General features: G+C 38.1%; 11 protein-coding genes and 1 tRNA gene. 7 read left to right on the top strand and 5 right to left on the bottom strand.

Going from position 1 to position 12,160, the window contains the following annotated elements; translation table 11 throughout:
• The first annotated feature begins 1 nt into the window (after position 1).
• Positions 2-1,555, top strand: a complete 1,554-nt coding sequence (locus D7I46_RS06190; RefSeq protein WP_120772102.1) for a ClC family H(+)/Cl(-) exchange transporter — start codon at positions 2-4, stop codon at positions 1,553-1,555.
• Positions 1,556-2,036: 481 nt separating this feature from the next.
• Here the strand turns inward: D7I46_RS06190 and D7I46_RS06185 are convergent, their stop codons facing one another.
• The 3 genes from D7I46_RS06185 to D7I46_RS06175 form a co-directional block, all read right to left on the bottom strand.
• Positions 2,037-2,417, bottom strand: a complete 381-nt coding sequence (locus tag D7I46_RS06185) for a thioesterase family protein (RefSeq protein WP_120772101.1) — start codon at positions 2,415-2,417, stop codon at positions 2,037-2,039.
• Between the two features lie 22 nt (positions 2,418-2,439).
• Positions 2,440-2,512 (bottom strand) — tRNA-Arg (locus D7I46_RS06180).
• A gap of 48 nt (positions 2,513-2,560) precedes the next feature.
• Positions 2,561-3,541, bottom strand: coding sequence for a Gfo/Idh/MocA family protein (locus tag D7I46_RS06175; RefSeq protein WP_120772100.1), 981 nt, complete (start codon positions 3,539-3,541; stop codon positions 2,561-2,563).
• A gap of 393 nt (positions 3,542-3,934) precedes the next feature.
• On the opposite strand from D7I46_RS06175, the gene udk reads away from it, so the two are divergent.
• Positions 3,935-4,555 carry a uridine kinase gene (gene udk / locus D7I46_RS06170; protein WP_120773308.1) on the top strand — a complete coding sequence of 207 codons (621 nt, stop codon included), beginning with the start codon at positions 3,935-3,937 and terminating at the stop codon, positions 4,553-4,555.
• A gap of 38 nt (positions 4,556-4,593) precedes the next feature.
• Here udk and D7I46_RS06165 read toward each other — a convergent pair whose 3' ends face one another.
• The gene (locus D7I46_RS06165) at positions 4,594-4,959 is read right to left on the bottom strand and encodes a DUF4176 domain-containing protein (protein ID WP_120773307.1); all 366 of its coding nucleotides are present in this window, start codon (positions 4,957-4,959) and stop codon (positions 4,594-4,596) included.
• A 177-nt stretch (positions 4,960-5,136) separates the two neighbouring features.
• Between D7I46_RS06165 and pta the strand changes: the two genes are divergently transcribed.
• Entirely contained in the window at positions 5,137-6,120 is a 984-nt protein-coding gene (gene pta / locus D7I46_RS06160; RefSeq protein ID WP_120772099.1) for a phosphate acetyltransferase, read from the top strand.
• A 513-nt stretch (positions 6,121-6,633) separates the two neighbouring features.
• Positions 6,634-7,023: a hypothetical protein gene (locus D7I46_RS06155; RefSeq protein WP_120772098.1), complete on the top strand. Its 390-nt coding sequence runs from the start codon at positions 6,634-6,636 to the stop codon at positions 7,021-7,023.
• A gap of 166 nt (positions 7,024-7,189) precedes the next feature.
• On the opposite strand, the gene D7I46_RS06150 is transcribed toward D7I46_RS06155, so the two are convergent.
• On the bottom strand, positions 7,190-7,975 hold the full coding sequence (locus D7I46_RS06150; RefSeq protein ID WP_120772097.1) for a Cof-type HAD-IIB family hydrolase: 786 nt from the start codon (positions 7,973-7,975) through the stop codon (positions 7,190-7,192).
• Positions 7,976-8,306: 331 nt separating this feature from the next.
• Between D7I46_RS06150 and D7I46_RS06145 the strand changes: the two genes are divergently transcribed.
• From D7I46_RS06145 to holA, 3 genes are read left to right on the top strand one after another with little or no spacing between them, the layout of a single operon-like run.
• Positions 8,307-10,544, top strand: coding sequence for a DNA translocase FtsK (locus D7I46_RS06145; RefSeq protein ID WP_120772096.1), 2,238 nt, complete (start codon positions 8,307-8,309; stop codon positions 10,542-10,544).
• The gene (locus D7I46_RS06140) at positions 10,534-11,130 is read left to right on the top strand and encodes a hypothetical protein (protein ID WP_120772095.1); all 597 of its coding nucleotides are present in this window, start codon (positions 10,534-10,536) and stop codon (positions 11,128-11,130) included. Before D7I46_RS06145 ends, D7I46_RS06140 begins: the two co-directional genes overlap by 11 nt.
• Positions 11,127-12,131, top strand: a complete 1,005-nt coding sequence (gene holA, locus D7I46_RS06135; protein ID WP_120772094.1) for a DNA polymerase III subunit delta — start codon at positions 11,127-11,129, stop codon at positions 12,129-12,131. Before D7I46_RS06140 ends, holA begins: the two co-directional genes overlap by 4 nt.
• The last annotated feature ends 29 nt before the right edge of the window (positions 12,132-12,160 follow it).

Here is a 12,160-nt window from a genome sequence, read left to right as displayed (position 1 = left end):
GATGAAACTTAAAGATATAGAAAAATCACCCAATAAAAATTTATATCTTCTTTTTTTGAGCGCACTTGTTGGATTAGTGGCAGGTTTTTTGGCAAGTTTGTACCGCTTGGCATTGGAGAAGGCGGAAACGTTGGGGCGCGAAATTTATCATTTCGTGTCTTTACATTTAATGTTCATTCCTTTTCTCATGATTTCTTTAATCATTATTGCTGGTATTGTGAGTTTGTTTATGAAATGGTTTCCTATGAGTTCTGGTTCTGGTATTCCACAGGTCAAGGGACAATTGCAAGGTTATTTTAGAGTCAACTGGTTTACGACTGCTTTTTCTAAATTTATCGCAGGCACGTTAGCAATGTTTGCTGGGTTATCGTTAGGACGTGAGGGACCTTCAATTCAGTTGGGAGCTGCTATGGGACAAATGGTGTCTGGTCGTTTGGCGCAAACAGAACGACATAAGCGTATTCTGATTGCATCAGGTGCCTCTGCTGGTTTATCTGCAGCTTTTAATGCCCCTTTATCAGGCGTAATGTTTACTTTAGAAGAAGTTTTTAAATATTTTTCACCTTTAATTTTGTTGACTTGTATGACTTCTGCGATGGTAGCGGATGTTGTTTCGAGAATTATTTTTGGTGAAGGAGCAGTTTTTCATTTTCAAATCTCTGGTTCTATTGCACTTTCTGATTATTGGTTATTATTAATATTAGGGGTAATTTTAGGTTTTTTTGGCGCTTTTTATAATTGGACTTTACTTTCTAGTCAGAAGTTGATGAATAAGGTTCGTTTGCCTTTTGTTCGAGTTTTGATTAGTTTTTTAAGTGTCGGATTGATGGCGCTGATTTTCCCAATCGTTATTGGTAGCGGTCATGTTTTGATGGATTCTTTTAGTTTTGGGATGGGGCTTGGTTTCCTCTGCTTGATTTTGATTGCCAAGTATTTTATCTCAATGATTTCTTATGCTTCTGGAGTTCCAGGAGGAATTTTCTTTCCGCTTTTGGTGTTGGGTGCTAGTTTGGGCGCTGTGTATGCGACGGTGGTTTTAGCAGCTTTTCATTTGCCGAGTGCTTTGTTTGCAAATTTTGTGATTCTTTCGATGGCGGGGACTTTTACGGCAATTGTGCGTGCGCCGATGACGGGAATTCTGTTATTGGTTGAAATGACGGGTTCTTTTGACCATTTGCTTCCTTTAGCGTTGGTTTCTTCGGTAGCTTATGTAGTTGCTGATTTATTAGGGTCAGAGCCGATTTATGATTCACTTTTGGAGCGGATGTTGAGTGCGCAAAAAGGTGATGATGAGGTTTCAGAAGGTCAGATGATGTTTGAAACAATAGTGCAATTTGATGCGCAAGCTGACCATAAGAGGCTGGAACAATTGGCTCTGCCCGATGGTGTTTTACTTGTTTCTATTCATCGGTCAGGTAAGGATTTGATTCCAAGGGGGAAAACGGAATTGCAAGCTGGAGATTATTTGACTTTTTTGATTAATCGTGAAGATGAAGTTGTTGCGCGTGAACAGCTTAGAAAGGTTTTGACTGAAAAAATGTCTGTCAGTGGCTGAGATTTTCTGCCAGTTCGGTTTGGTTAAGCTGATATTAGTTCACTTCTAAATCTATGCAGTGTATTTAGTTTACGACGATTGAGGAAAGCTCTGCTTTTCTTATCCAGTACGTCATCTTCACTATGTTACGCTATCCATTCGCTCTAAGCCAGCAGAGCTGGCAAGGCGAAATGGTAAGCGCAAGAAATGGTTTGCGTGTAACGTAAAAGCTGCGCTTGCAGCTAAGTGCTTTGCCTTTTGCTGTTGCTGCTTTAGCAAATTGCGATTTGAACTTGCCACTTTAGTGGCTTAGTGAAATCGACAGCGTAGCAAAGCGAAAGTAGAGCGAATCGAATGGATACACGTGGTGTATCGACAGCGTAGGTGCAGCAAAGTAACTTCTAGGCGGAATGTTTAAAAGTTAAACAGTATAAGAATGATTTAAGAGGATAAAAAAACGGTTAGCAACGCTAGCCGTTTTGTCAGTATACTGACAGCAGTTTTATTTTAATTTTTCGAGAAATTTTTGACTATCTATGATGAAACGGCTGTGAAATCCTTTGCCAATCAGACTTTTTTCATCTTTAGAAATGACTTCAAAGTCAACTTGCTTGCGGTCAACGGCGATGATTTTTGCTGTTGTGGTAATTGTTGCGCCAATGGGGCTGGCTTTGTCATGACTGACATCAATTTTTATGCCAACGGAAGTTTGACCCTTTTCCAAAAATGATGTGAGTGATTCACTTGCTACTTTTTCCATTTGAGCAATCATCATGGGAGAGGCAAAAACGGGGAGAAGTCCGCTACCAATAGTGCTTGCGATATTGCTTTCATCAACGATAGTGCTTACAGAAAAGGTTGTTCCAAGTTTTATCTCGGTCATAAGGTTACCTGATTTCTAAATATGACCCCTGCCGGACTCGAACCGGCGACAAGAACTTAGGAGGTTCTCGTTATATCCAACTTAACTAAGGGATCAGCTTTTGTCAATACTGACAATATGTTGTCAGCACTGACAGAGTAAGATTATTTTTTGTCAGCATCAAAAATGATACCAGCGCTTTGACGCATTTTGTACGAGGTATTTGCGACATCTTTGGCAAAGCTTTGGAGCTTTCGGGCTGCTTCAAAGTCTTTATTGGTCAGGATTTCGGCGAATTTTACTGCTTCATCATAGAGAGAATGTTTCGGAGCGGTAAGCTCGATTTTTATTTTTGAACCGTCAACGGCGATGAATTTCGCAGTGGAGATAGCATTAACACCATCTAAAATGAGCGTGCCATCTGTGGTGTAAATTTCGCTGGGTAAGTAGCTATTAAAATTACCAGCGCACTTGATTGCAACTTTGAAGTCAGTATAGTCAAGTGAGCCAACACCCGAAACATCAACTCCGCTAGGGAGAACAACGGCATCATAGTGGGCGTCTTGAGGTTTTCCAAACCAAAAGATTGCAGCGTACAAAAGGTAAACGCCAAGGTCTGCAAGAAGTCCACCAGAGAATTTGGGGTTAAATTTATTTGGTAATTCACCGCGCAGTAAAGCGGGCATTTTTGATGAATATTTTGAATAAGTGAAGTCAGCACCGGTAATGGTTTTGTCAGCAAGAAAATCTTTGATGAGCGTGAAAGATTGCTCATGGATATTACGTGCGGCTTCGAAAAAGAGAATGTTTTTTTCGTCAGCAAGTTGAAGAATTTCTGTCAGTTCTGACGGATTTGAGAAAGCAGGTTTTTCAGTGATAACATTGTGACCAACTAAAATCGCGGCTTTTGCTTGTTCAAAATGGAGTGCATTTGGGCTAGCAATATAGATGGCATCTAAGTCAGTTGCCAAAAACTGGTCAAACTGGTCAAATTGTTGAACGTTTTCAAAATCAGCTGAAAATTTTGCCGCAGTGTCAAGATGTCTTGAATAAACAGCGCTAAAAGTAAATTTTTCTGTGAGAGATGTGGCATCAATGAATGAGCGAGCAATCCAACTTGTTCCTACTACTCCTAGTTTTAACATAAAATTTCCTCCATTTTTGTTGACAATAACCAGTGCTTTTTATGACAAATATTGTGTCAAATCCCATGTTCTATATATACCAAGGTGTGAGGTCATTTAGAACTCAGTTGCAAGATGCGAGTACGATTGTAAGAAATGATGAAAAATAGAAGATCATGGAGCGATTTCGTTTTTCATGAGTTTCTAAATTGTGTAAGCTTAATTATATCAAATTTTTGCTTAAATTTCTCTAATGAATTTGTCAGTTGCTTACAAAAAAATTGATTTGTGGTAAAATAGTTTGAAGAAATTTTGAGGTTGTTTATCATTTTGTCAGCGCTGTAGGTAATGTTGCGGTATTTTGTAGAATGTTAATGAATGGTAAATCGAAATCTTAATGGAAGGTATAATGCTTTGAAAAAAACATTAATTATTGGTGTAACAGGTGGTTCTGCGAGCGGAAAAACAAGTGTTTCTCATGCGATTTTAGAAACTTTTTCGAATGAACGTATTGCAATGATTGAGCATGATAGCTATTACAAAGATCAGTCACATCTGACTTTTGCTGAGCGGACAAAGACAAATTATGACCATCCGTTGGCTTTTGATACAGACTATTTGATTGCTCAACTCAAAGAGTTACAAGATGGGCGTGCTGTGGATATTCCTATTTATGATTATGCCAATCACACACGGTCTGATAAGACTTATCGACAAGAGCCTGTGGATGTGCTGATTGTTGAGGGGATTTTGGTGCTCGAAGATGAGCGTTTGCGAAATTTGATGGATATCAAGATTTTTGTGGATACTGATGATGATGTGCGAATTATCAGACGGATTCGTCGTGATATTGAGGAACGTGGGCGGACGTTAGACTCCGTCATCAATCAATATCTAGCAGCAGTCAAACCGATGTACCATCAATTTATTGAGCCAACAAAGCGTTACGCCGATGTGATTATTCCAGAAGGTGTGTCTAATACCGTTGGTGTTGATATTATTACCACAAAAATTGCTAGTATTTTAGGAGAATAAGCGCCTATGGATAAAAACTGTCAGCATGCTGACAGTTTTTATAAGCCAAATTTAGTGCTGAGATCATCTGTTTGCGCTGTTTTTGTGCCTACACCACGCTCAGAATTTACACCGAGTTTTGGATAAGGTACTTTGAGAATTTCCTCGTCATAATGCCTGGAGAAGTGCTTTTCTTCTTCGTTGCGGTAGCCTTCAAAGATGACGGCTTGGATGTCTTCGCGATTGAAAAAGACAAATTTATTTTCTTCAGTGACACCAGTGGGATAAAAGACTGCAGCATAGTCAAAGTAGCCTAGTCTTCCCTTGTCATTAAAAAGTTGAGCGCGACTTGTAATCATGAGGTCAATATTTCCATCTTTAAGGTGGACAATGCTGCCTATTGGTAAAATGTAATCATTGTTCATAGGATTTAGTATAGCAAAAAATGGGAGGTAAGAATGCATTCGTGTGATGTTTGTGAAAAAAGGAGCAAACGGAAGCAAAAGAATACTCCGTGAAAATGCCCTTGGTAATGCTTACTTTTTTTGTGAAAGTGTGTTATAATCGTGGAGTATTGTTAAGAAAGAAGGAATAATTTCAAAATGGAACTTTTTGAATCACTAAAACAAAAAATTGCCAGCAAAGGCTTAAAAATCGTTTTTCCAGAGGGAACAGATGCACGTATTCTTGGTGCTGCAAATCGTTTGAATGCAGATGGTTTGATTACTCCCGTCTTTATCGGAAACGTATCTGAAGTCACAGAAACTTTAATTTCTCGCGGGATTAATCCAGAAGGTTTCGAAATCTATGACCCAGAAAACTGTGGACGATTTGAAAAAATGACGGAACTTTTTGTTGAACGCCGTAAAGGTAAAGTGACGGAAGAACAAGCCAAAGAAATTCTTAAAGACCCTAACTATTTTGGTACAATGCTTGTTTTTATGGGTATTGCTGACGGTATGGTTTCAGGTGCAGTTCACTCGACTGCCGACACAGTGCGTCCAGCTCTCCAAATTATCAAGACAAAACCAGGTGTTCGCTCTGTTTCAGGTGCATTTATTATGGTTCGGGGTCGTGATGACAATGAAAAATATGTATTTGGTGACTGTGCAATTAACATCAAGCCAGATGCTGCGACACTTGCAGATATTGCAGTTGCTTCAGCTGAGACTGCAGCACTTTTTGATATTGATCCTAAAGTTGCCATGCTCTCATTTTCAACCAAAGGTTCTGGTAAATCAGAAGATGTTGACCGTGTAGTAGAGGCTTCTAATCTCGTAAAAGAAGCACATCCAGAAATTGCACTTGATGGAGAACTTCAATTTGATGCAGCATTTGTACCCGCTGTTGCGCGTCAAAAAGCACCAGATTCAGAAGTGGCTGGTAAAGCAAATGTCTTTATTTTCCCAGATATCCAAGCAGGAAATATTGGCTACAAGATTGCGCAACGTTTGGGTAACTTTGAAGCCATTGGCCCAATCTTGCAAGGTTTAAATGCTCCAGTATCTGACCTTTCACGTGGATGTAATGAAGAAGACGTCTATAAACTTTCCATCATTACTGCTGCTCAAGCATTGAACAAGTAATAAAAATATTTATCACTGACAGGCTCTTGTCAGTGATTTTTTTATGTTATAATTGAATTTGCAACATCAGAAGCTATGAGAGAAGACAAAAATAAGCAGAATCATATTTTTCTCCACTTCTTAATGGTGTTGCTCACATCTTGTAATTGAATTCAGCTGCTTATAACTCAGGAAAATAGATAAAAGTCTCCAATGAGCAAGACTCATCTCTGTCTTTTCCTATCCCTGTGCTTCCAGCACTCTACTGTCCATTGGCTGATGTGTTAGCTACGTACTTATGGTACTCCGCTGTCTGTTAAAGCTAAGAGCAAACGGTAAGGCACAAAGAGCTAAGTGGCAATTTTCATGGGTTCTGGGCAAGCAGTTTCACACCTTGATATAACTGAGTTTGTACGATTAGAAATGGATAAAAAAGATAAGTGTCTCCAAGAAATTTCTTATTTTTCATCATTTCTTAGCAATCGTACTCGCATCTTGATATAATTGAGTTCACACGATTAGAAATGAGAAAGTATGGCTAAGTCAAGAATTTTTGCCTTAATTGGCAATATCATTTATACCCTTCTTGCGTTTGGGAGTACGCTTGTTGGCTGGACATTGCTGGTTCTCCAACATTCCAAAGCACTTGATGAAGAATTAAAAAAAGCTGGATTAGATATGCAACTTCTAATTACAGCCATGATTATTGCTTTTAGTCTGATTCTGATTTTGATGATTTTCAACTGGATTGCTTTTGCGCGATTAGACAAAGGAAAAGGATGGCGTATCTATTTTTTAGTGCTAGGAATTTTTTATGGTCTAGCTTCTACCATCAATAGTGCAGGGATTATCATTACTTTGCCTATTGCTGTTTGTTTTATCCTTGCTTTTGTTTTCAAAAGACGTGAACTTTCAGAGGTTTAGATTCAAATCGAAAAAAGAAAAGCCTGAAAATCAGGCTTTTTATCTGTAAATGAATCAAATTTTACTGATGAAAATTCTGTCAGTTTAATGCGATTAAAGAGAGCATTAAATCGGCGGATAAAAGAATGCTCAGCTTTAATGAGTATTCTGTCAGTATACTGACAACTTACAAAATTCCCCAATGATTGAAAGCATTGACAATACCATGGTCAGTATTTGCCGTAGAAATAAAATCGGCTAATTCTTTAAGTTCAGGTACGGCATTTCCCATTGCTGTTTTGTGGTCACTAGCTGCGAGAAGATGAAGGTCATTTCTACCATCACCAAAAGCAAAAGTTTCACCTGTAAAACCGAGAATTTCTTTGACATGATTGATTCCAGTGCCTTTGTTTGTTGAAATGTTTGTCACGTCAATCGAACTTGGAGAATTCATAAAGAAATTTAGCTCAGGTACGGCATCTTTATAGTAATCAACTTGGCTCAATTGATTGGTCAGCACTAACAGCATATTGACTTCATTTTGCAGATAGCGTTTGCGGTCGACCAGAGGAAGTGGCATATGAGTGTAGGAGTAGGCTTGCTTAGCAAAATCAGTTAATTCGCTCACCCAGTAGCCTTTACTATCATAAAAAGAAAGAGCTTCATTATGAGGTTCTGCCGCTGTCAGCAGCTTTTCAACACTATCAGTAGGGATTTCCTCTTTGTAGATGGTCTCGCCATTTAAAATAATGTACTGACCATTCATCGCAACAGCGCCAGAAATTCCTGTCAGTTTCATGATATTATCGAGCTCAAAGTGACCACGTCCTGTAGCAATAAAAGGAAGAACCCCATTTTCACGAATCTGATGAAGAGCAAGAATGACTTCCTCGTCCAATTGACTCTTTGAATTGAGTAAAGTTCCATCTAAGTCAAAGAAGGCTAACGCCTTATAATTATTGATATTTTCCATAAATTTATTGTATCAAAATTATGATATAATTGTAAGTAAAGTCGTAAGTAGATGAAGTAATTCTGTCAGTTTAATACGACCAAAGAGAGTATTAAATCGGCAGATAAAAGAATGCTCAGCATTGATGAGCATTCTGTCAGTTTAATACGACCAAAGAGAGTATTAAATCGGCAGATAAAAGAATGCTCAGCATTGATGAGCATTCTGTCAGTTTAATACGACCAAAGAGAGTATTAAATCGGCAGATAAAAGAATGCTCAGTATTGATGAGCATTCTGTCAGTATACTGACAGAATTAAATAAGTTTAATAAAGAAATGTGAAGTAAAAAAATGCCTGTAAAGAAAAAAACAACACGCAGAACAACGAAGAAAGAACAGCAAAAAAAAGCTGCAACGAGAAGAATGATTATCTTTTTTGTTGGACTCATTTTAATCTTATTTGCACTATTTCGTCTTGGAATTGTTGGGGTGCTTTTTTATAATATCACGCGATTATTCGTTGGCTCATTAGCGATATTATTTTTGATATTACTTGCTTTTACAATGATTATTTCCGTTTTTAGAAAGCAAATTTTTAGAGAAAATCAACGTCTTATTCCTGCTGGAATATTATTTTTTATAGGTTTAATGCTTATTTTTCAGATTAAACTCGCAAAAGACTTTGGACAAACTTTGTCTCTTGTGATGAACGATTTGATGTCTGGAAAAGTCACGCATTTTGTAGGTTCAGGAATTATTGGGGCAGCAATTTTTAGCCCATCTAAAGCACTTTTTTCAGTCGTTGGTGTTTATATTATCGCTGTTATACTCTGGCTGATTGCGATTTATCTCTTGATTCCAGGACTATTTCCCAAAATGCGCACTGCACTTCATGGAAGAATCGCCAAATGGAAAGTTAAACATGCAGAAAAACAAGAAGCCAAGAAAGCAGCAAAAGCTTTAGAAAATCTAGAAACTGAAAAGCAACTGGAGATAGAGCCAGACATGGCATATCCTGAAGAAGCAAATTCAACGGAAATTCCTATTAATATCCCAGACTTTGAAGATGACACTGTCCCAGATTTTGATGAGGAAGTTCCAGAAGAAGCTGTAAACTTTTCTCCTACTCATTATCAGGGTAACTACAAACTCCCAACGATTGATTTACTCGCAGAGATACCAGTCAAAAATCAATCAGGAGAGCGCGAAAATGTCCGAAAAAATATCCGTATTCTTGAAGAAACTTTCAAATCATTTGGTATTGCAGCCACGGTAGAATCAGCAGTGGTTGGCCCTTCCATCACAAAATATGAAATCAAATTGGCAACAGGGACAAAAGTATCACGGATTGTCAATCTGTCTGACGACCTTGCCCTCGCTCTAGCAGCCAAAGACGTCCGGATTGAAGCACCAATTCCTGGGAAATCATTAGTTGGTGTTGAAATTCCTAATGCTGAAGTCGCAACCGTAGGCTTCAGAGAAATGTGGGAAGGTGGCAAAACCAATCCCAACAAGCTCTTGGAGATTCCACTTGGAAAATCATTAGACGGTGGTATGCGTATTTTCGACTTGACAAGAATGCCTCATTTACTCATTGCAGGGTCAACAGGTTCGGGAAAATCAGTAGCTGTCAACGGGATTATTACCTCAATATTGATGAAGGCATTGCCAAGTCAAGTTAAGTTTTTGATGGTTGATCCAAAGATGGTTGAACTTTCTGTTTATAATGATATTCCTCATCTTTTGATACCAGTTGTTACCAATCCTAGAAAAGCCTCACGAGCGCTTCAAAAAGTAGTCGATGAAATGGAAAATCGTTATGAACTTTTCAGCCAGTATGGTGTTCGAAATATTGCAGGTTACAATGAAAAGGTTCAAAAATACAACGCTGAGTCTGAGAATAAAATGCTTGAACTTCCTTTGATTGTGGTCATTGTAGATGAACTGGCAGATTTGATGATGGTGGCGAGCAAAGAAGTTGAAGATGCGATTATTCGTCTAGGACAAAAGGCGCGGGCAGCAGGAATTCACATGATCCTTGCGACACAACGCCCTTCTGTGGATGTCATCAGCGGTTTAATTAAGGCAAATGTTCCATCACGAGTGGCTTTTGCGGTTTCTTCAGGAACAGATTCACGAACAATTTTAGACGCAAATGGTGCCGAAAAACTGCTTGGACGTGGAGATATGCTTTTCAAACCAATTGATGAGAATCACCCTATTCGTTTGCAAGGTGCTTTCCTATCTGATGCTGATGTTGAAGCTGTCGTTGACTTCATCAAAGCACAGTCGGAAGCGCAGTATGATGAGAGCTTTGATCCAGGAGATGTTGATGAAAGTTCGACCGGAAATTCAGCTTCTAATACAGGCTCAGGAGATCCTCTTTTTGAAGAAGCAAGAAATATGGTAATCATTGCCCAAAAAGCCTCAACAGCACAGCTTCAACGTGCATTAAAAGTTGGCTTCAATCGTGCGTCTGATCTGATGAATGAGCTGGAAGCACAAGGAGTTGTAGGACCTGCTAAAGGGACAACACCGCGTAAAGTGCTTGTCAGTCCAGATGGAGAGATGTTAGATAATGATGAATGAAAGCGAGAACCATACCTTTCAGATGGATTTGATGCAAGAGGTTTATGAGGTTTTTCAGTCACAAGATAAACTTTTGTCCTCTACGGAAAAGAAAATACTTGCTTATAGCTTAGTGTTGTTGGAGCGAAAAGGACCTGTTGATGAAATACTAGGACAGTTGGCAATGCGTTTAGATTTTTTTGAGAATCATAACGAAGAAGGATTTATCCGTGGAGGGATGAATCACGAAGTTCTAAAACTTTCGCAGAAATTACGAGAAAATAAATTTGTAATGTCATCTTCTGTTGTTCCTGGAGTGAGAGAAGTCCATGCGGTTACTTGGGATGATGCAATAAAAGGACACAAATTTACTGAGGATGAAGGTTTCGTCGGTTTCGGTTATGCTCAGTTTGATCCAAGTGAAAAGTACAAAAGTGCTGAGGAGCGAGTTGCAGTTCCAGATAATGAGCTTATTAGAAATGCGCGAGCAGGGGGCTTTTTAGGAACTGTCGGTAGGGGTGGTGCCTTTATTGGAATTATATTAATTGTAATTCTTGCACTAGTTGCTGTCTTAGGACTACTTTTAAAAAAGGTGACTAATCCATGAGTGTATTTAATGAATTTGAAAAAATAAAAAATGAAGGCTTACCACAAATTTTAGTTATTTTTGGTGAGGCAGACGATATGGTACAAGAGTTGAAAGGTCAGATTTTAGATTTTGTCAATTTTGAACCAACAGATTTAAGTCAAGCATATTATGATTTGACAACTACAAATGCTAATCTCGCTCTGGAAGAACTTGAATCTTTTCCGTTTTTTTCAGATTCAAGACTTGTTATCTTAGAGAATCTAGTTAATCTAACGACTGTAAAGAAAAGTGTATTGGATGAAAAACAGCTCAAACGCTTTGAAAATTTCCTTGAAAATCCCTCTAGCACAACTCAGCTCGTTCTGATTTTGCATGGTAAGTTGGATAGTCGATTAAAAGTTGTAAAAAAACTTAAATCACAAGCCTACCTACTAGAAGCCACAGAATTAAAAACTTCAGAACTTATCCAGTATTTTGGTCAAGTCACTCTACTGAAAAAAAATGTACTTGAAAAAATTGCTGAAAAATCAAATGATAACTTTTCAATTATGAAGCAAAATATTGATTTGGTACAAACTTATGCTTTAGGACGTGAAGTAACGACTGATGATGTAGAGAAAGTTGTCCCTAAATCTTTACAAGATAATATATTTGCTCTAACAGATTTAATTTTTAAAGGGAAAATTGATGAAGCTCGTGAACTAGTCCACGATTTAACTTTGCAAGGAGAAGATTTGATTAAGATATTGGCAATTTTAACTAATTCGTATCGTCTTTATCTTCAAGTAAAATTAATGCAAGAAAAACGATGGCAAGAACAACAACAGGTGAGTTTCTTGAAAATACATCCTTATCCTGTAAAACTTGCTAATCAACTCGTAAGAAAACTTTCTTCGGATTTTTTAAAGAAAAGTTTGTTGGAATTGATTCAACTAGATTTTGCTGTTAAGACAAGTGTTGCAGATAAAGCCTATCTGTTTGATATCACTTTAATCAAATTGACCTTGAAAAAAGTGTGAAAATCTGGTATGATTAGTAACGGACATTT

Source organism: Lactococcus allomyrinae, assembly GCF_003627095.1.
Taxonomy (GTDB): Bacteria; Bacillota; Bacilli; order Lactobacillales; family Streptococcaceae; genus Lactococcus; species Lactococcus allomyrinae.
This window is presented reverse-complemented; position numbering and strand designations above follow the sequence as displayed.